The organism is Flavobacterium sp. KACC 22758 (assembly GCF_028736135.1).
In the GTDB taxonomy this organism is placed as follows: Bacteria; Bacteroidota; Bacteroidia; order Flavobacteriales; family Flavobacteriaceae; genus Flavobacterium; species Flavobacterium johnsoniae.
Window position 1 is genome coordinate 571,142 of sequence record NZ_CP117878.1, and the last position, 20,139, is coordinate 591,280.

The 20,139-nt window shown below is 34.9% G+C and carries 15 protein-coding genes and 1 riboswitch; of the genes, 12 read left to right on the forward strand and 3 right to left on the reverse strand.

Annotated elements, in window-relative coordinates:
* Positions 1-112 precede the first annotated feature (112 nt).
* The 9 genes from PQ462_RS02535 to PQ462_RS02575 all read left to right on the forward strand — a co-directional run bounded on the left by PQ462_RS02535 (position 113) and on the right by PQ462_RS02575 (position 12,014).
* Positions 113-694 carry a precorrin-2 dehydrogenase/sirohydrochlorin ferrochelatase family protein gene (locus PQ462_RS02535; protein ID WP_274252253.1) on the forward strand — a complete coding sequence of 194 codons (582 nt, stop codon included), beginning with the start codon at positions 113-115 and terminating at the stop codon, positions 692-694.
* Positions 695-791: 97 nt separating this feature from the next.
* Positions 792-1,844, forward strand: coding sequence for an NAD(P)/FAD-dependent oxidoreductase (locus PQ462_RS02540; protein ID WP_274252254.1), 1,053 nt, complete (start codon positions 792-794; stop codon positions 1,842-1,844).
* Positions 1,845-2,354: 510 nt separating this feature from the next.
* Positions 2,355-2,471: riboswitch (SAM riboswitch) on the forward strand.
* 354 nt (positions 2,472-2,825) lie between these two features.
* On the forward strand, positions 2,826-3,830 hold the full coding sequence (locus PQ462_RS02545) for a homocysteine S-methyltransferase family protein (RefSeq protein WP_274252255.1): 1,005 nt from the start codon (positions 2,826-2,828) through the stop codon (positions 3,828-3,830).
* 28 nt (positions 3,831-3,858) lie between these two features.
* Positions 3,859-4,317, forward strand: coding sequence for a hypothetical protein (locus tag PQ462_RS02550; RefSeq protein ID WP_274252256.1), 459 nt, complete (start codon positions 3,859-3,861; stop codon positions 4,315-4,317).
* 252 nt (positions 4,318-4,569) lie between these two features.
* Positions 4,570-7,245: a methionine synthase gene (gene metH, locus PQ462_RS02555; RefSeq protein WP_274252257.1), complete on the forward strand. Its 2,676-nt coding sequence runs from the start codon at positions 4,570-4,572 to the stop codon at positions 7,243-7,245.
* 77 nt (positions 7,246-7,322) lie between these two features.
* Complete coding sequence (gene metF / locus PQ462_RS02560; protein WP_179003207.1) at positions 7,323-8,279, forward strand: methylenetetrahydrofolate reductase [NAD(P)H]; 957 nt, start codon at positions 7,323-7,325, stop codon at positions 8,277-8,279.
* 180 nt (positions 8,280-8,459) lie between these two features.
* The gene (locus tag PQ462_RS02565) at positions 8,460-9,113 is read left to right on the forward strand and encodes a class I SAM-dependent methyltransferase (protein WP_274252258.1); all 654 of its coding nucleotides are present in this window, start codon (positions 8,460-8,462) and stop codon (positions 9,111-9,113) included.
* A 161-nt stretch (positions 9,114-9,274) separates the two neighbouring features.
* Positions 9,275-10,498 (forward strand): dicarboxylate/amino acid:cation symporter, encoded by a 1,224-nt coding sequence (locus tag PQ462_RS02570; protein ID WP_274252259.1) that lies wholly within the window; start codon positions 9,275-9,277, stop codon positions 10,496-10,498.
* A gap of 112 nt (positions 10,499-10,610) precedes the next feature.
* Positions 10,611-12,014 carry a pyridoxal phosphate-dependent decarboxylase family protein gene (locus PQ462_RS02575; RefSeq protein WP_274252260.1) on the forward strand — a complete coding sequence of 468 codons (1,404 nt, stop codon included), beginning with the start codon at positions 10,611-10,613 and terminating at the stop codon, positions 12,012-12,014.
* Positions 12,015-12,100: 86 nt separating this feature from the next.
* On the opposite strand, the gene PQ462_RS02580 is transcribed toward PQ462_RS02575, so the two are convergent.
* Together PQ462_RS02580 and gldA are read right to left on the reverse strand one after the other, a co-directional pair.
* A complete protein-coding gene (locus PQ462_RS02580) occupies positions 12,101-14,218 on the reverse strand; it encodes an outer membrane beta-barrel family protein (RefSeq protein WP_274252261.1) in 2,118 nt (705 codons plus the stop codon).
* A gap of 389 nt (positions 14,219-14,607) precedes the next feature.
* Entirely contained in the window at positions 14,608-15,504 is an 897-nt protein-coding gene (gldA, locus tag PQ462_RS02585) for a gliding motility-associated ABC transporter ATP-binding subunit GldA (RefSeq protein WP_274252262.1), read from the reverse strand.
* 147 nt (positions 15,505-15,651) lie between these two features.
* On the opposite strand from gldA, the gene PQ462_RS02590 reads away from it, so the two are divergent.
* Both PQ462_RS02590 and PQ462_RS02595 read left to right on the forward strand, forming a co-directional pair.
* Positions 15,652-16,236 carry an outer membrane beta-barrel protein gene (locus PQ462_RS02590; RefSeq protein ID WP_012023595.1) on the forward strand — a complete coding sequence of 195 codons (585 nt, stop codon included), beginning with the start codon at positions 15,652-15,654 and terminating at the stop codon, positions 16,234-16,236.
* A 193-nt stretch (positions 16,237-16,429) separates the two neighbouring features.
* The gene (locus PQ462_RS02595) at positions 16,430-17,011 is read left to right on the forward strand and encodes an outer membrane beta-barrel protein (protein WP_274252263.1); all 582 of its coding nucleotides are present in this window, start codon (positions 16,430-16,432) and stop codon (positions 17,009-17,011) included.
* A 181-nt stretch (positions 17,012-17,192) separates the two neighbouring features.
* Here PQ462_RS02595 and metE read toward each other — a convergent pair whose 3' ends face one another.
* The gene (gene metE / locus PQ462_RS02600) at positions 17,193-19,517 is read right to left on the reverse strand and encodes a 5-methyltetrahydropteroyltriglutamate--homocysteine S-methyltransferase (protein WP_274252264.1); all 2,325 of its coding nucleotides are present in this window, start codon (positions 19,515-19,517) and stop codon (positions 17,193-17,195) included.
* 157 nt (positions 19,518-19,674) lie between these two features.
* Here metE and PQ462_RS02605 point away from each other — a divergent pair, with 157 nt between their 5' ends.
* A complete protein-coding gene (locus PQ462_RS02605) occupies positions 19,675-20,136 on the forward strand; it encodes an Lrp/AsnC family transcriptional regulator (RefSeq protein WP_012023598.1) in 462 nt (153 codons plus the stop codon).
* Positions 20,137-20,139: the final 3 nt, after the last annotated feature.

The window sequence follows — 20,139 nt, forward strand, 5'->3', positions numbered from 1 at the left end:
ACATTAATAATGTTCCGTTAGGAACATATGATTAACACCGATTTTGCAGCGTCAGGTTTTAACCCGAAGTTTGCATTATTAATTGTTCCGTTAGGAACAACATATTGGTAACATGGAACAAAACGAATTATATCCGATATTTTTAAAGCTTCACAATTTAAATGTACTAATTGTAGGCGGAGGAAATGTAGGTCTGGAAAAGCTTTCTTTCTTGCTAAAGTCAAGTCCGAATGCAAATGTTGAGGTAGTGGCAAAAGAATTTCATTTAGAAATAAAAGTTCTGGCCGAGAAACATCCTTCGATTAAATTGACGGAATCGAAGTTCAAAAAGAAAATGCTCAAAAAACGTCACATGGTAATTGCCTGTACAGACGATTTGAAAGTAAATAAAAAGGTTTACGATTTAGCAAGAAAACGCTATTTGATTTGCAATATAGCCGACACACCAGATTTATGTGATTATTATTTGGGTGGAATCGTAACAAAAGGAAATGTCAAAATTGCTATTTCTACTAACGGAAAATCGCCAACAACGGCAAAAAGATTGCGTGAATTTTTTGAAGAAGTAATTCCAGAAGATATCAACCAAATGGTTGAGAATCTGAACGAATATCGAAAAACCTTAAAAGGCAATTTTGAAGAAAAGGTTAAAAGAATGAATGAGATTACCTCTTCATTAAAAAATAAAGAGTAAAAAGGTTTCGGAAAGAAATTAATGATAAAAATCATTGAAAGTACAAGGATTTATTCGTTTCTTTGCGTTATTAAGAATGATTATAAACAACAACATAATGATTAAAACAGATATACTTATAATTGGAGCAGGCCCAACAGGTTTATTTGCCGTATTTGAGGCAGGATTGTTAAAATTAAAATGCCACATTTTAGATGCTCTTCCACAACCAGGAGGACAGCTATCAGAGTTATATCCAAAAAAACCAATTTATGATATTCCTGGATTTCCAGAAGTATTAGCAGGAGATTTAGTTGATGGATTAATGGAGCAAATCAAACAATTTGAACCAGGTTTTACTTTAGGAGAACGTGCTGAAACAGTTGAAAAGCAAGAAGACGGAACTTTCATTGTAACATCAAACAAAGGAACTAAATTTCACGCGCCAGTTATTGCAATCGCTGGAGGTTTAGGAAGTTTCGAGCCTCGTAAACCACTTATCGAAGATATCGAGTTTTATGAAGATAAAGGAGTAAAATACTTCATTAAAAATCCTGAGAAATTCAGAGACAAAAGAGTGGTAATTGCAGGAGGAGGAGATTCAGCATTAGACTGGAGTATCTTCTTGGCAAATGTGGCTTCAGAAGTAACTTTAATCCACAGAAGAAACGAATTTAGAGGAGCTTTAGATTCTGTAGAAAAAGTACAGGAATTAAAATCAGCTGGAAAAATCAAATTAATCACTCCAGCAGAAGTTATCGGAATCAATGGTGCTGAGCACGTTGAGTCACTAGATATCGAAGAAAACGGCGCACATCGTAAAATCGACTGCGATTATTTCATTCCACTTTTCGGATTAACGCCAAAATTAGGTCCAATTGGAGACTGGGGATTAGAAATCGAGAAAAATGCAATTAAAGTAAACAATGCATTAGATTACCAGACAAACATTCCGGGAATCTTCGCAATTGGAGACGTAAATACATACCCAGGAAAATTAAAGTTAATCCTTTGTGGTTTCCACGAAGCAACTTTAATGTGCCAAGCTGCATACGGAATCATCAATCCAGGTAAAAAATACGTATTGAAATATACAACAGTTTCAGGAGTAGACGGTTTCGACGGAACTCGTAAAGAAGCGCCAAAAGCGGTTGTGAAAGCGATTGTTTAAGTTGCTAAGATTCTTAGTTTCTAAGACACTAAGATTTTATATATGAAGCTCAAACTTTAAAAAAGTTTGAGCTTTTTTTTATAAAACATATTCAAACATAGCCAGTGGTTTCAACCACTGGAACACAACGTATAGACACAACGCACAATCAATTTACATGATAACAAAACAAAACGGATTATCACAATACGTTCCCCGTGGTTGAAACCACGGGCTATATTAGAAAAACAGGTTTAGCTTTTTTATTAATCCCAGAGGGATGACATATTTATAGAAAAGAAATTATTCGTTTGGGCAAGAGCTCCAGCGGAGCGAAATATATATCGCTCCGCTGGAGCTTTTATGTTCTGATGATTGTTTTTCTATAAATATTATGCTCCTCCGGAGCTAAAATTATATAAAAGAAAAACCTTAGAACCTTAGCGCCTAAGTCCCTCAGAACCTTAGAAAAAAAACATTTGCAAATCGAAACCCTATTTCATACCTTTGCACTGTTCTTAAAATTATTGTCAGTTATCACGAAAGGCGGAGGGATAGACCCGATGAAACCTTAGCAACCCTTTATCATAAAGAAGGTGCTAAATTCTACTTTGTACGACATTTTCCAGTATTAAAGATAGATAACACAAATACATACTCGTATTTCTCAAAACTTTTCTCGATAACATATAATATTTACTGAAACAGATTCTGTATCAGGAGCGAATCATTGGCGCATTTTTGCAGTCAGTAGTTCCCGCTTTACGTTGCAATCATTTTGCTTTTTAAAGGAAAAAGCAAAATAATTTCCACTTCAATCGGGGCTAATGAGCCAGCAATACTGCACTTTTGGAATTAATGTAAAAAAAATATCGAAGATTAAACCCGACAGGTTTTCAAAACCTGTTGGGTTTAAAAGAACCTTCACAATCATAATAAAAAAACTTAGCATCTTAGTCCCGATAGCTATCGGGATAATCTCAGAAGCTAAAAAAAGAAGCCATGGCAATAACAATTCAAGAAGCAATAAAAAAAAATATCCTAATCCTTGACGGAGCAATGGGAACAATGCTGCAGCGCTATAATTTCTCAGAAGAAGATTTCAGAGGAGAGCGTTTCAAAGATTTCCCGCATCCATTAAAAGGAAACAACGATTTACTATCCCTAACACAACCACAAGCGATCCGCGATGTTCATGCCGCTTATTTTGAAGCAGGTGCTGACATTGTAGAAACCAATACCTTCTCAGGAACGACAATCGGTATGGCCGATTATCACATGGAAGATTTGGTTTACGAGTTAAACTACGAATCGGCAAAAATCGCCAGACAAGTTGCGGATGAGTTTACTGCTAAAAATCCAGAAAAACCACGTTTTGTAGCGGGTTCAATTGGGCCGACAAACCGTACAGCAAGTATGTCGCCAGATGTAAACGATCCGGGTTATAGAGCTGTAACATTTGACGATTTGCGAATTGCATACAAACAACAAGCAGAAGCATTAATGGATGGGGGATGCGATTTACTTTTAGTAGAAACAATCTTCGATACATTAAATGCAAAAGCCGCACTTTTTGCAATCGAAGAAGTAAAAGAAGAACGCAACATCGATATTCCAATCATGGTTTCAGGAACGATTACAGATGCTTCAGGAAGAACACTTTCTGGACAAACTGTAGAAGCGTTTTTGATTTCAGTTTCGCATATTCCGTTATTAAGTGTAGGATTTAATTGCGCTCTTGGAGCCGATTTGTTGAAACCGTATTTAAAAACATTAGCGCATAACACAAGCTTTAATGTGTCGGCACATCCAAACGCAGGTTTACCAAATGCTTTCGGACAATATGACGAAACACCAGAACAGACTCAGGTATTCATTAAAGAGTATTTAGAAGATAATTTAATCAATATCATCGGAGGTTGTTGCGGAACAACGCCAGATCATATTCGACTAATTGCTGAGGTTGCGAAGGATTATAAGCCAAGAGTTGCGCCGGTTATTGAATAATTTAGAAAATTTTGTACAAATAAAAATTATGCTAAAAACAAGTAAAATTCTTTTGATTTTTATTTTACTTAATTTTTGTTCTTGTGATAAATTAGATACAAGAGAACTGATTGTTAAAAATAGTTCTGATAAAATAATATATAGTATTCTATCCGAAAATGATAGTATGAATGATTCAAGCTTTTATTATGAATATCAAGATGATTTTAATGAAAGTAAAAGAGGAGATTATGATGCTCCATTTGTTTTCGAGGAAATCATGAGCGGAAAAATGATTGCTAATAGCGATAGACCGAGATATTGGAATAATTATTTTCAAAGATTAGAAGACAAAAAAGCAAGGTTATTTATAGTAGAAAAGGATAGTGTAGATAAATATGGTTGGAAAACAATATTTGCTAAAAATATTTACAGTAAAAAATATTTTATCACTCTTGATAAATTGGATAGCCTTAACTGGCAAATTGAATATAAAGGGGATAATTGAGAGAATTTCTTATGAAACCGAATTTGCGTGAGGGATAGAAGCGGTTAGCCCACAGCCTGACGAAGGAAGAGCGAGGACTAATAGCGGATAGCCCGGCCCGGAGGGACACGCCCAAAATAAGGTTGAAGAATAAACACATAATCCTAAAATAGTTTTTAGGATTTGAAATATTAGAATGAGATTGCTTCGTTCATCGCAAAGACAAGCAAAAAGTAAATTAAATGTTCTGTAGGAACAATGGATTGGTAGAAAATGACAGAAAAAAGAAGAGACCTTGTATTATCAGGATTAGAACCGTTGATTATTACGCCCGAAAGTGTTTTCGTGAATGTTGGCGAGCGTACGAATGTAACAGGTTCAAGAAAATTCTTGAGATTAATCAAGGAAGAGAAATATGACGAGGCGCTTGATATTGCAAGACAGCAGGTAGAAGGCGGAGCACAGATCATCGATATTAATATGGATGAGGGAATGCTTGACGGTGTTACTGCAATGACTAAATTTTTGAATTTAATTGCTGCAGAACCAGATATTTCGAGAGTGCCGATTATGATCGACAGTTCGAAATGGGAAATCATTGAAGCAGGTCTAAAAGTAGTACAAGGAAAAAGCGTTGTAAACTCGATTTCGTTAAAAGAAGGAGAAGAAGCCTTTATTCACCACGCTAAATTAATCAAACGTTACGGAGCAGCTGCTATTGTAATGGCATTTGACGAAGTGGGTCAGGCCGATAATTACGATCGTAGAGTGGAAATCTGTAAGCGTTCGTATGATATTTTGGTTAACAAAGTAGGATTCCCTCCGCAGGATATTATTTTCGATTTGAATATTTTCCCAGTTGCAACAGGAATGGAAGAACACCGCCTGAATGCTCTGGACTTTTTTAGAGGAACAAAATGGGTTCGGGAGAATCTTCCGCATGCACATATTAGTGGTGGAGTAAGTAACGTTTCGTTTTCTTTTAGAGGAAACGATACCGTTCGTGAAGCGATGCACTCGGTGTTTTTGTACCACGCAATTAAAAACGGAATGACGATGGGAATCGTTAATCCGGAGATGTTGACGATTTACGATGACATTCCGAAAGATTTATTAGAACACGTTGAAGACGTAATTTTAGATAGACGCGACGATGCTACGGAACGACTTTTAGATTTTGCAGAAAATGTAAAAGGCGAAGCAAAAAGCGATGAAAAAGTAGTTCAGGAATGGCGTTTTGGAACCGTTCAAGAGCGTATTACACACTCATTGGTAAAAGGAATTGATGCTTTTATTGAAGAAGATGTTGAAGAAGCGCGTTTGGCTGCAACGAAACCAATTGAAGTTATCGAAATCAATTTGATGACAGGAATGAATGTGGTTGGAGATTTATTCGGAAGCGGAAAAATGTTCCTGCCTCAGGTGGTGAAATCGGCTCGTGTAATGAAAAAAGCCGTGGCTTATTTATTACCTTTTATCGAAGAAAGCAAACAAGCCGGAGACAAACAAGGAAACGGAAAAATCCTGATGGCGACTGTAAAAGGCGATGTTCACGATATTGGTAAAAACATCGTTTCGGTAGTTTTAGCTTGTAACAATTATGAGATTGTAGATCTTGGTGTTATGGTTCCTCCAGAAAAAATCATTGCAGCGGCAATTGAACACGAAGTAGATATTATTGGATTAAGCGGATTGATTACACCTTCGCTTGACGAAATGGTGTACTTGGCCAAAGAATTAGACAAACAAGATATTAAAATCCCGATTATGATTGGCGGGGCAACTACTTCTCGCGCGCACACCGCGGTGAAAATTGCGCCTCAATACAGAGAAACTGTAATTCACGTAAACGATGCTTCGAGAGCTGTTACTGTTGCAGGAAATCTGTTAGATCATAACCGAAAAATATATGCAGCAGATATTCGTGCAGAATACGATTCTTTTAGAGAAACATTCTTAAATCGTTCGAGAGATAAAAACTTCCTGACGATTGAAGATGCCCGTAAAAACAAATTGCCATTGGACTGGAGCGAATATACTCCAGTTAAACCAAAAGTAATTGGTGCACAAACGATTGAAATAGAACTAGATGTTTTGGTTCCGTATATCGACTGGACGCCATTTTTTCAGACTTGGGAATTGTACGGAAAATATCCTGCGATTCTAACGGATGAAGTTGTGGGTAAAGAAGCGACATCTGTTTTTAACGATGCTCAGGCAATGCTGAAAGTAATTTTGGCTGAGAAAAAACTAAAAGCAAAGGGTATTTACGGAATTTTCCCTGCGAATCAGGTAAATGATGACGATATCGAATTGCGCGATGAAAATGGAAAAGTTTTAGAGAAATTCTTAACGCTTCGTCAGCAGTCGCAAAAAACAAAAGGTGCTCCAAACATTGCTTTAGCCGATTTTATTCTTCCAAAAGACAGTGGCGTAACCGATTATATGGGAGCTTTCTGTGTAACAACAGGTTTTGGTGTAGACGAATGGGCAGCAGAATACGAAAAGAATTTAGATGATTACAATTCAATCATGGTTAAAGCCCTTGCAGATCGTTTTGCGGAGGCTTTCGCCGAATATCTTCACGAGCGAGTACGTAAAGATTTCTGGGGTTATGATGCCGATGAATCTTTAACCAACGAAGAATTGATTAAAGAAAATTATAAAGGAATTCGTCCTGCTCCGGGTTATCCAGCTTGTCCAGATCACTTAGAGAAACCAACAATCTGGAAGCTTTTAGATGTTGAAAAACAAATAGGAGTGAAACTAACAGAAAGCATGGCTATGTGGCCGGCTTCGTCAGTTTCAGGATACTATTTCGGAAATCCAAAAAGCCGCTATTTCGGACTAGGAAAAATAAAAGAGGATCAGGTTACAGATTACGCCAAACGCCGAAATGTACCGCTTGATTACGCAATGAAATGGTTAAACCCTAATATAGCAGATTAAATTAGTCTAAAGTCAAAAGTCTTAAAGTCCGAAAGGAAAGACTTTCGACTTTCGACTTTCAAACTTTAAGACTTAAAATGAAAGTAACAGAACATATAGAAAACGCCAAAGGAAAAACATTATTCTCATTTGAAATTATTCCGCCTCAAAAGGGGAAAAGTATTCAGGAATTATACGATAATATTGATCCGTTAATGGAGTTTAATCCACCGTTTATTGATGTAACGACTTCACGTGAGGAGTATATTTACATAGATAAAGGTAACGGACTTTTGGATAAAAAACTGACTCGTATGCGTCCTGGAACGCTTGGAATCTGCGCTTCTATAAAACATAAATATAATGTAGATACGGTTCCGCATTTGCTTTGCGGTGGTTTTACAAAAGAAGAAACCGAATACATGCTGGTTGACTGTCATTATTTAGGAATTAACAACGTAATGGCGCTTCGCGGCGATGCAATGAAAGATGAACAATCTTTTGTGCCAAAAGCTGGCGGTAACCACTATGCAATTGATTTGGTTAAACAAATTAAAGATCTAAACTGCGGGCAATATCTGCACGAAGTAATAGATGCTGATAACAAAGCAGATTTCTGTATTGGTGTTGCCGGTTATCCGGAAAAACATTTAGAATCACCATCTTTACAATCAGATTTAAAAAGATTAAAAGAAAAAGTAGATGCAGGAGCTGATTATGTGGTAACACAAATGTTTTTTGATAATTCGAAATATTTTGCTTTTGTAGAAAAAGCAAGAGAAATGGGGATCACAATTCCTATTATTCCTGGAATTAAACCAATTGCTGTTCAAAGACATTTACAAGTTTTGCCGCAGATTTTCAGAATCGATTTGCCAGAAGATTTAATCGATGCTGTAGATAAATGCAAAAACAATGCTGAAATCAAACAAGTCGGAATCGAATGGGCGATTCAGCAGTCATTAGAATTAAAAGCCGCAGGAGTTCCATTTTTACACTATTATTCAATGGGTAAATCTGAGAATATTCGCCAGATTGCAAGTCAGGTTTTTTAGTTTTTTTTACCATTAAGAGATTAAGTTCATAAAGCCAGGCCTTAATTTTCTTTTTACCATTTAGAATTAAGCTCATCAAGTTTAGCTTAATTTTCTTAATGTCTTAATGGTGAAAATTCCCGAAATGACAAGAAAGCTTGGAATTTGGTATTTTTAAATTGGAATTTAATTTAAAAGATTATGAAACAAGAAGAACTACAAGCCATAGCCTCTCAATTAAAACATCCATCGGGAGAAAAAGGAATCGAAATGGGCAATATGATGAACGAAACGAACATCAACATGACCAAACATTCGATTCAGAATTTAAATATTTCAAACGAAAACAGAATTCTGGAACTAGGCCACGGAAACGCAGGCCACGTAGAATTTTTGTTTGAACAAGCCAAAAATCTAAAATACTACGGACTGGAAATGTCAGAATTGATGTTTCAGGAAGCGCGTCAGATCAATAGAAATTTTGTTTCTCAAAAACAGGCTTTCTTTTCACTTTATGACGGAAACGCAGTTCCGTTTGAGGATGGATTATTCGATAAGATATTTACCGTAAATACAATTTATTTCTGGCAGAAACCAGAAGAATTACTTTCGGAAATTTACAGAGTTTTAAAACCAAACGGGAATTTCTGCCTGACATTTGCCGAAGAAGATTTCATGAAAAAACTGCCTTTTACACAATTTGAATTTGAATTGTACAGTACAGAAAAAGCACAGGAATTAATCAAGAAAACGCCTTTTAAAATTGTGTACACCGAAACACAAACCGAAAAAGTAAAAAGTAAAACAGGCGAATTAGTCGACAGAGCTTTTACTACTATTGTTCTGGAGAAATAATTTTTTTTGCCACAGATTATAAAGATTACCACAGATTAGAAAATCATTTTAATCCCTATAATCTGTGGCAAAAAAAATAACCAATCAATTTTTGCAATCCTTTTTTTGAGTACTTTCATTCTTTATTATTAATCTTTTCCGAATATAATTCTCGACAACTTATGGAAGTTAAGAAAATCAATTTTTTGCAGAGTTACAGCAGTATTTTATGGCTTCTTGGCGGTATTATAATCGGGAGCATTTTCGGATTGGTATTTGGAGAAGATGTTTTGATCATAAAACCTCTTGGCGATATATTCCTGAATTTACTTTTTACAGCCATTATTCCGCTTATCTTTTTTACGATTGGTTCTTCGGTTGCGAATCTGGAAAGAACAGAGAAACTAGGAAAACTGTTTGTTATAATGTTATTGGTTTTTCTCGCGACAATTCTGATTTCAGCAATTGTAATGATTTGCGCGGTTTATCTTTTTCCAATTCATGAACATATTGCGATTGCCAAAGTTGCTTTTGAAGAAAAAGCATCAGGATCGGCGGGAGATCAAATTGCAAAACTGCTTACAGCCAATGATTTCTTCGAACTATTGTCTCGCAAAAGCATGCTGGCGTTGATTATTTTTTCTTTTTTAGTGGGTTTTGCAACATTACAATCAGGAGAAAAAGGAAATGCTTTCAAGAGTTTTCTGGATTCAGGAAACGAGGTAATGAAACAGCTTTTGAATATCATCATGAAATTTGCACCAATTGGTTTGGGAGCTTATTTTGCTTATCAGGTTGGTGTTTTTGGACCACAATTGTTAGGCGTTTATGCAAAACCAATGGCAGTCTATTACGCTGCCTGTATTTTCTATTTCTTTGTGTTCTTTAGTTTATATGCTTTTGCTGCTGGCGGAAAACGAGCCTTCAAAGTTTTTTGGAGCAATAACATAATGCCTTCTTTAACAGCAGTTGGAACCTGCAGCAGCATTGCAACGATTCCTGCCAATTTAACTGCGGCAGAAAAAATGGGAATTCCGGCACATGTACGAAATCTGGTAATTCCGCTTGGAGCACCTTTGCATAAAGACGGTTCGAGTATGTCATCCATCTTAAAAATAACTTTTTTGTTTGCCATGTTTGGTAAAGATTTTTCAGATCCGATGACAATTCTTTTAGCACTCGGAATTACAGTTATAGTTTCAATTGTCGAAGGCGGAATCCCGAACGGAGGTTATATTGGCGAAATCTTAGCCATAACAGTTTATGGTTTTCCAATGGAACAAGCACTTCCGGTTGCCATGATTCTGGGGACTTTAGTAGATCCAATCGCTACTTTATTAAACGCCAATGGAGATGTAATCTGTTCTATGATGGTTTCAAGATTCTCTGAAAAGACGAAATGGTAGCTTCTCTATAAAATTTCAATTCTTAAAATAAATACTAAAAACAACTTATCTCGTGTGAAATGGCTTTGACTTCGTTCAGCCTGACAATGCGTGATGTAAATAACTATATATTATGAATTCAAAATTACAGCATGATCTCGACAATTTTGAGAATATCTTGGAAAAAGCAAAACAGCAGGGAATTGATTTCCTAAATAATTTGGAAACTATTCCAACTTCAAATAAAAATGTAATTGATCCAAAACGTAATTTGAACGAATTAGGTTTAGGTTCTGAACAAGCTTTAAGTGAGTTTAAAGAAAGATTAGCTCCTCTATTAGTCTCATCGCCAGGCCCGCGTTATTGGGGATTTGTAACCGGCGGATCAACTCCGGCTTCTATTGTTGGAGATTGGCTGGCAGCAGTTTACGATCAAAATACACAATCCGTAACTTCGCAGGGAGGTAATTCGGCTTTAATAGAGTTTGAAACTATTAATTTATTATTGCAATTATTAGAACTTCCGGATTCGTTTTTAGGCGGATTTGTAACGGGCGCCACAATGTCTAATTTCACAAGTTTAGCAGTTGCGAGACAATGGTTTGGAAAACAGTATGGAAAAGATTTTGCTAAAAACGGAATTTCTGAAACCATCAATATTTTAACAGCAACACCGCATTCTTCTTCTATAAAATCATTATCGATGTTAGGAATTGGAAGCCAGAATTATACTGTTGTAAAAACAATAGAAGGCAATCGTGAAGCTTTGGATATTGCCGATTTAAAAGAAAAGATTAAAGCTTTAAATGGAAAACCTTTTATTCTGATTTCAAGTGCTGGAACAGTAAATACAGCCGACTTTGATGATTTTGAAGCAATAGCAGAATTGAAAGAAAAATACAATTTCTGGTGGCATATTGACGGTGCTTTTGGCGGATTTGCGGCAGTTTCAGAAAAATACAAACATTATGTAAAAGGCTGGAAAGGAGCAGACAGTATTACTATTGACTGCCATAAATGGCTGAATGTTCCGTACGAAAGTGCTTTTTATTTGATTAAAAAAGATCATGTTAATCTGCAGATTGAAACATTCCAAAATTCAAATGCGCCTTATTTAGGGAATCCGTTAGAGAATTTTAATTACCTAAATGTAGTTCCGGAAAATTCACGCCGTTTAAGAGCACTGCCGGTTTGGTTTTCTTTAGTGGCTTACGGAAAAGAAGGTTTTTGTGATATTATTGAAAAAAGTATTTTACTGGCACTTCATTTTGCAAATGCACTTGTTGATGAGGGAAGATTTGAGCTTTTAGCTCCAATTCGATTAAATAATGTTTGTTTTACTTTAAAAGGAGATGAGAATCAGGAAAAAGTAACAGCATTTTTAACTGAACTGAACGATACTGGTAAAGTGTTTATGACGCCGACTGTTTATCAAAATAAAAAAGGTATCCGTGCTTCATTTGTAAACTGGAGAACAAATGAAGAAGATATTAGAATTGTTATCGAAGAAATGAAAACTATTTTGGAGAATTTATAAACTAAAAATAAAAGAGCCTGCAAAAATCAGCAGGCTCTTTTTTCAAAAAAAAATAAAAAACAAAAAAACAAGTTCAAGGGATGAATTTAAATTCTGTATGTAAAGGCTAATGTCGCGATACGATTATCCAAGTTGTATCGTTTATTAATTGCAGTCTGCCCTACTGCTGAGTTTATATAAAAATTATTCGTATTAAGAACATCTGTAAAATTTAGTTTAAAGCTTCCTTTTCCAGCCAATACCTGTTTTGAAACTCCAATGCTCAGATCAAAAAAGCCGTCACGTTCATAAACTCCTAAATTTGATTTTGACTGATATTGAGCATTCGCTTCTGCTTTCACGCTTTCTGTAATAGTAAATGAATTCTGAACATTTAAATTTAAAGTCATAATTGGGTCAATTGTAGAAGAATTGAGCGCATTTGCTTCAAACCTGTTTTCAAAAACATTAAAAAGGGTATTTACAGACCAGTACTTTGCCAGTTCGCCAGAATGAGTAATATTTAATCCGTAATTGTATGATTTCGATAAATTAATTTGAGTTGTTACGGTTATATTGGTGTCTGGATTATAATTGTACACATCTGTAAAAACATCTTTTGTGGTGTTAAAATATAATGACGCCATAAAAGCACTTTTCCATGCATATCCCACTTCTGCCGTGTGGGTAATCTCAGGAACTAAGTTTGGATTTCCCTGCGAATAGTTAAATGGGTCATCATAAAAACGGAACGGATTCAGATCAAACTGACTAGGTCTGTTGATTCTTTTACTATATGATGTATGAATAGAGTGACTGCTTGTAAATTCATATTTTAAAGAAAGACTTGGAAACCATTTTAAATAATCGTCTTTATGTTCTTCGTTTAAAGTTTTTTGTAAAATGTCGATTGCTGTATATTCAGATCGTACACCACCCTGAATGCTCAAATCTCCAACTCGGTATTTATAATTGGCATAAGCTGCATAAATCTGTTCTTTATATTCAAAATGATTAGTAGAATTGGCATCTATAACCCATTGATTATTGTCTAAATATTCATAAACCGATGGATTATCATTATTTTTTACACTGGCTTTAAACCCCCATTCAATAGATTGTTTTTCTTTTAAAGGATTTGTAAAATCAACTTTTCCTGTAAAAACTTTTAATTGTGACGGAATATAACCTCTTCGGTCATTGACAGCAGTGGTATTTGAAAGATCGTTTGAACTTTGAAATTGATTTGATCTGAATTTTGAAGTTTCGTATTCAAAATCAAAAGCCATATTTTTCCCTTCAGTATTAAGTTTATGAAGTCCGGAAAAAGCGTATGTATAATCAAACCATTTTTCTTTGCTGTCATTATAGGTTACAGCATCAAATTGAGGCTGATTCATTGCGTTTACAACCGTATTTGTACCGTTTGCCATGTTTTGATAACGTCCAATTTTAGCATCAACATAAGCTTCGATATTTGTTTTTGGCGAAATCTCGTATTGCGCTCCAATTTTAAAATTATTTGATGTCAACGGTTCGTCAGTAATTGAAGTCTGATGATTTTTAGTCGAAATTTGTGTACGCGCAGCATCTGTATATTGGGTCTGATTAAACTCTTTACGTTCTTCTTCGCCTCTAAAAGTATAGCTGTAATTTCCAAAAAAGCCCAGTTTGTTTTTGTTGTAACTTAAGTTAACACCAGAATTGGTTCTGTTTTTTCGGCCTCTGCCGTAACTGGTAAATGCCGTTCCTTTTAATCCTGAATTACTTGGTTTTTTTAAAATGATGTCAATAATTCCTGCTTTTCCTGCAGCATCATATTTAGAGGAAGGATTTGTGATAACTTCTATTTGTTTAATATTCGAAGAAGTAGTCGATTTTAAGTAATTGGCTAATTCTTTCTGCGAAAGCTGCGTTAGTTTGCCATTTATCATTACGGCAACGCCCTGCTGTCCGCGAATAGATAAATCGCCGTCCTGAGAAACTACAACGCCGGGCGCACGCGATAAAACATCTAATGCTGTGCCGCCTTCAGAAACTATACTATTTTCGACATTGAAAACCAATCGATCAGATTTTTGAGTATATAAAACTTTCTTTTTTGTAATTACGATTTCATCTAAAACATTAATTGAGGTTTCAACTATGCTGTCATTTTCCTGTTCTGTCTGCGAATAGGAGTATACTGAAAATGCCAGCATAATTGAGGTTAAAATATTCTTCATGTCGTTTTGGGCTTTTAAATTTTAAATAGGCTTATATTTTTACTGTAAAACGATTTGTTCAATTTTATCAGAAAGTTTTTTTTGAAAGCTTTCAATTTGGCTTAAAATTGAACAGAAGAAGACTTTTATATGGAGGATAAAGGATAACATTTGGTAGGGTATTATTAAGTTTTTGCTTGGCAAATATAACACTATTTATAACAAGTCTAAATAAAAATAGTTAAAATTTGCTTAAATAAAATATAATCGCCTGATAACGAATAAATAATATTTTTAGAGGTAAAAAGAATTATTAAGAGAAATAACAATTCTAAAAAAGAAAACCCAATTTATTCCTGGAATAAATTGGGTTGGTATAAGAAACTGAGACTGTAAACTGAGACTGAAAATTATTTAGTAATTTCTCTAAATACAGCTTCTAGGTTTTTGTTTTTCTGATTCAATTGTAATGTTTTTAATCCATTCTCGTTAGCAAAGTCAAAAATGGCAGGACGCATATCTTTGTCAGTAATAAAAGTTAGCTCCCAAGTCATGTCATGCGTATTTTTGTATGAAGAAATGTTTTCAAGCTTTGCTAAAAGCTGTTCTTCTATCTGATAATCAAACTCAACCTCAATAACTTGTTCCTTGTCTGCAGCAACTAAATGATCTAATTTATTGTCGGCTACAATTTGTCCTTTGTCAATAATTATGACACGGTCGCAGATAGCTTCGACTTCCTGCATAATATGTGTCGAAAGAAAAATGGTTTTATCTTTTCCGATATTTTTAATTACGTTTCGAATTTCCATTAACTGATTCGGATCCAGACCTGTAGTTGGTTCATCTAAAATTAAAACATCCGGATTATGTAATAAAGCATTTGCAAGCCCTACACGCTGGCGGTATCCTTTTGATAGCTGGCTGATTTTTTTATGACTTTCTGGTGTCAGTCCTGTCAGTTGAATTACTTCTTCAATTCTTGACTTTGGCACTTTATAGACATCGGCATTAAAAGCCAAATACTCACGAACATACAAATCCAAATATAACGGATTATGTTCTGGTAAGTAACCAATAGACTGCTGTACTGCTTTTGCATTTGTCATGACATCGTGGCCATTTACAAGGGCTGAGCCGCTGTCGGCAAGTAAATAAGTGGTCAAGATTTTCATCAAAGTAGATTTTCCGGCTCCATTAGGACCGAGGAATCCTACGATTTCTCCTTTCTCAATTTTAAAAGAAATTTCATTTAAAGCTTTTTGCTCTCCGTAACTTTTTGATATACTGTTTACTTCTATCGACATGACTTTTTATTTGTTACAAAAGTAAACAGAAATAGTCTCGATTGCTAAAAATTCATCTCTTAAAATAATTATAAAAAAAATCGCCAGCCCAGTATTCACGGCATCGTTATTGTTAAAGGAATGCTAAAATAAAAATATACCCAAATTATGAAAAAAATTCTAGTGATGGCTGCTTTGGCTATCTGCAGTTTTGCAAACGCTCAAAAAGGAACAATCTTAGTAGGTGGAAACATCGGTTATACTTCTGAAAAATCAGAATACAGATTCAGCGAAGACAAAACAAGTACATTTACTTTTTCTCCAAAAGTAGGTTACCAATTTAACGATAACTGGACAGTAGGAGGAGAGTTTGCAGTAAGCTCATCTAACGACGAAACAACAGCTGGTATCGAAGAAAAAAACAACAATTTCAGATTAGGAGCATTTGTTCGTTATTCTGTGCCATTAAGCCAAACATTTGCTGTTTTTGCTGATATGGGAGCTGGTTTTCAAACTCAAAAAGATAAAGTTTACGGACCTGGAAATGCTTATGCAAAATACAAAGGAGACGGTATGTATGTTGGTGTTACTCCAGCTCTTTTCATTAACATGAAAAAAGGTTTTGGTTTAAATTTCAGCATTGGTGGTTTAGGATACGAAACTTTAAGTTTTGATAACAACGGAGCTGATTACAGCAAATTCTACTTCAACTTTGGACAAACATTTAACATTGGAATTTCTAAAAACTTCTAATCTTAAATTATATATTCAATTTCAGAAAGCACCTCAATCGAGGTGCTTTTTTTATAACTATTTCTTTTTGTTATTTTAATTTTCAGCTTATTTATAATGGTCTGTTTTTAATTAATTGTTAAGAAAATTAGTATTGGCATTCAGTGGTATTTTTGTTGTTGTATGTATGTGAAATCTTAATAAATATCACATTATGAAAAAAATGCTACTTATTCTTGCATTGTCAGTTTTTGGCTTTGCAAATGCCCAAAAGGGAACAATTTTAGTTGGAGGAAATATCGGTTATACTTCTGACACTTATGATTACCAATCTAATAAGGTTAAAGCAACAAGCTTTGATTTTTCTCCAAAAGCAGGTTATCAATTTCATGATAATTGGACCGTTGGGGCAGAATTTAAAGTGTCTTCTTCTAAACAAGAAGGAGATCTTAATAAAACAAAATCTAATTCTTTTAAAGCTGGAGCATTTGTACGTTATACTGTTCCTTTGAGTGAAACTTTTTCTGTTTTTGGTGATTTAGGAGCAGGTTTTCAAAATCGAAGAAATAAAGCTTACGAAAATGATCCGCTAATATCTGATGCTAAAGCAGATGGCATATATGTTGGGCTTACGCCGGCACTTTTTATCAATATGAAAAAAGGTTTTGGACTTAATTTTAGTATTGGAGGTTTAGGCTATGAAACTTTAAGCTATGATAATAATGGTGTAGATGTTAAATCTTTTTACTTCAATTTTGGAAAAACAGTAAACATTGGGATTTCTAAAAACTTCTAGTTCTAGATTTTAATGTAAAATAGAAAAGCACTTCATTTGAAGTGCTTTTTGTTTGTCAAATATTTTATGAAAATGAAATTCTTCTAAAATAGTATACCAACAGAAGTGAAACCGAAACGAATCATAACTAAATTCGGTCTCACCTGCCGGCATAAAAAATAAAAATATATTCTAAATAAAACTATTCAGTAACAGGATTTTCTACAGCTTTTCTCATTTCCTGAGCTGCAGCAACCATTTCAATCAGGGCTTTTTTAGTTTCGTCCCAATGACGGGTTTTTAAACCGCAATCCGGATTTACCCAAAGCTGGTCAACAGGAATTACAGCCGAAGCTTTTTCCAGTAATCGAACCATTTCTTTACTTGAAGGAACACGCGGTGAGTGAATGTCATAAACACCAGGCCCAATTTCGTTAGGATATTTAAAGTTGGCAAAAGCATCCAAAAGTTCCATTTGCGAACGAGAACATTCGATTGTAATAACATCGGCATCCATGTCGGCAATGTTTTGGATGATGTCGTTGAACTCGCTGTAACACATGTGCGTGTGAATCTGCGTGTCGTCGTTTACACCACTTGCAGAAATTCTAAAAGCTTTTACAGCCCAGTCTAAATATTTTGCCCATTCTTCTTTTCTTAAAGGTAAACCTTCACGAATTGCCGGCTCATCGATTTGAATAATTTTGATTCCTGCTTTTTCTAAATCTACAACTTCATCGCGAATGGCAAGAGCAATCTGTGTACAAGTTTCAGAACGAGGCTGATCATTACGAACAAATGACCATTGTAAGATTGTTACAGGACCAGTCAACATTCCTTTTACCCATTTTGAAGTTAGAGACTGCGCATATTTTGACCATTTTACAGTCATTGGGTTTGGTCTTGAAACGTCTCCATAAATAACCGGCGGTTTCACACAACGGCTTCCGTAGCTTTGAACCCAGCCGTTTTTAGTAAAAGTAAATCCGTTTAATTGCTCACCGAAATATTCTACCATATCATTACGCTCAAATTCTCCGTGTACCAGAACATCAATTCCAGTTTCTTCCTGAAAACGAATTGCAGCTTCAGTTTCTTTTTCGATTAAATCGTTGTATTGTTCAGTAGTTAGTTCACCTTTTTTGAATTTTGCTCTCCAGCTTCTCACTTCTGCAGTCTGAGGGAAAGATCCAATTGTTGTAGTTGGAAATAACGGCAGATTTAAAGCATCGATCTGGCTTTTTCTTCTTGAAGCAAAAGCACTTTTACGTTTGTCATCGGCAGTGGTAATTCCGGCAGCACGTGCTTTAACTTCGTTATTATGAATTAATTTTGAAGTTTTGCGGTTTTCATTTGCAATAACATTTCTTTCGTAATCAGCAGAGTTTTCAGGGTTAACTTCGCCAGAAGCAAATTGTTTTAAAAGTACAATTTCGTTGATTTTCTGTTTTGCAAAAGCAAGCCATTGTTTAATTTCCGGTGTTAAAGTCTGATCGTTTGTTTCTAGATCTAAATCGCACGGACTGTGAATTAAAGAACAAGACGGAGCAACCAAGATTCGGTTTTCGCCCAAAGCATCAGTTGCTTTTTTGATTAATTCCAACGATTTTTTGAAGTCGTTTTTCCAGATATTTCTTCCATCAACAACTCCTAAAGAAAGATTTACATTTGGAGCCAGTTTTCCTGATTCTAAAATATCATCTAATTGAAGCTGACAACGTACTAAATCTAAATGTAAAGTATCAACCGGAAGCGCTAAAGCCGTTTCAAGATTCTCTCCAAAACAATCAAAGTAATTGGCTAAAATAATTTTAAGTTTTGGAAAACGAACATTGATTTCGTTGTAAACTTTTGTAAAAACGTTTCTTTCTTTATCAGTTAAATTTAAAGCTAAGAAAGGTTCATCAAGCTGAATATATTCGGCATTTTCTGCTTGTAGTTTTTCAAGAATTTCAAAATAAACCGGAAGTAAAGCATTAATAAGATCAATTCGGTTAAAACCTTCTTCTTTCTCTTTTCCTAATAAAAGGTAAGAAACAGGTCCAATTAAAACAGGTTTTGTTTTAATTCCAACAGCATTTGCCTCTTTAAATTCAGTAATTATTTTTTCTGAAAATAATTCAAATTTTTGGTTCTTAGTGAATTCAGGAACAATATAATGATAATTGGTATCGAACCATTTTGTCATTTCCATTGCAACAACATCTTGCCCGTTTTTTTGTGATCCTCTTGCCATTGCAAAGTACAAATCTAAAGAAGAGTTTGATTTTGCTAATTCATGATAACGCCGCGGAATTGCACCAACAGCCAATGTTAAATCAAGTACCTGATCATAAAAAGAAAAATCATTAGACGGAATTAAATCAACTCCGGCTTCAGATTGTAAACACCAGTTTTTAAAACGGATTTCTTTTCCGGCATCTATAAGTTCATCTGCCGAAATTTTTCCGGCCCAATACAGTTCACTGGCTTTTTTCAGTTCTCTGTTGCTGCCAATTCTTGGGTAACCTAAATTGTTTGTTTTCATTTCTATTTCAGTATTTTTTACTGCACAAATTTATTGTATTGGTTTTTTAAACTTATATTTGAATATTATTTCAGTAAAAAGTGTTTTTAAATATGCTTTTTAAAGATTTAATTACTTTTAATTTGTTTTAAATTGACTTTTAGCCGTAAAAAAAACTATGGAAAATTTAGATAAAACCGATTTGCTGATCCTGAAATACCTTCAGGAAGACTGTAATATCAATACAAAAGATCTTGCGAGTAAATTATTTCTGACGGTAACGCCTGTTTACGAGCGTATCAAAAGACTGGAAAGAGATGGTTACATAACAAAATATGTAGCACTTTTGGATAAGAAAAAAATGAACCGCGGCATGACCGTTTTTTGTAATGTTCGTTTAAAAGAACACGCCAAAAATGTAGGGAGTAATTTTGTAAAAGATATTGTGGCGCTTCCAGAAATTATAGAATGTTATAATATAGCCGGCGATTACGATTTTATGCTCAAAATATTGGTGCAGGATATGGCTAGCTATCAGGATTTTGTCATGAATAAGCTGTCAACCATTGAAAATATTGGAAACACGAACAGTATTTTTGTAATGGGAGAAATCAAGCACAGCACTGCTCTTGAATTTTAAAAC

Coding starts and splice junctions, on each gene's coding strand:
- PQ462_RS02540 (WP_274252254.1), top strand. CDS start 792: ATGATTAAAACAGATATACTTATAATTGGAGCAGGCCCAACAGGTTTA.
- metF (WP_179003207.1), top strand. CDS start 7,323: ATGAAAGTAACAGAACATATAGAAAACGCCAAAGGAAAAACATTATTC.
- metH (WP_274252257.1), top strand. CDS start 4,570: ATGACAGAAAAAAGAAGAGACCTTGTATTATCAGGATTAGAACCGTTG.
- PQ462_RS02545 (WP_274252255.1), top strand. CDS start 2,826: ATGGCAATAACAATTCAAGAAGCAATAAAAAAAAATATCCTAATCCTT.
- PQ462_RS02550 (WP_274252256.1), top strand. CDS start 3,859: ATGCTAAAAACAAGTAAAATTCTTTTGATTTTTATTTTACTTAATTTT.
- PQ462_RS02590 (WP_012023595.1), top strand. CDS start 15,652: ATGAAAAAAATTCTAGTGATGGCTGCTTTGGCTATCTGCAGTTTTGCA.
- PQ462_RS02580 (WP_274252261.1), bottom strand. CDS start 14,218: ATGAAGAATATTTTAACCTCAATTATGCTGGCATTTTCAGTATACTCC.
- PQ462_RS02605 (WP_012023598.1), top strand. CDS start 19,675: ATGGAAAATTTAGATAAAACCGATTTGCTGATCCTGAAATACCTTCAG.
- PQ462_RS02535 (WP_274252253.1), top strand. CDS start 113: ATGGAACAAAACGAATTATATCCGATATTTTTAAAGCTTCACAATTTA.
- PQ462_RS02565 (WP_274252258.1), top strand. CDS start 8,460: ATGAAACAAGAAGAACTACAAGCCATAGCCTCTCAATTAAAACATCCA.
- gldA (WP_274252262.1), bottom strand. CDS start 15,504: ATGTCGATAGAAGTAAACAGTATATCAAAAAGTTACGGAGAGCAAAAA.
- PQ462_RS02575 (WP_274252260.1), top strand. CDS start 10,611: ATGAATTCAAAATTACAGCATGATCTCGACAATTTTGAGAATATCTTG.
- PQ462_RS02570 (WP_274252259.1), top strand. CDS start 9,275: ATGGAAGTTAAGAAAATCAATTTTTTGCAGAGTTACAGCAGTATTTTA.
- metE (WP_274252264.1), bottom strand. CDS start 19,517: ATGAAAACAAACAATTTAGGTTACCCAAGAATTGGCAGCAACAGAGAA.
- PQ462_RS02595 (WP_274252263.1), top strand. CDS start 16,430: ATGAAAAAAATGCTACTTATTCTTGCATTGTCAGTTTTTGGCTTTGCA.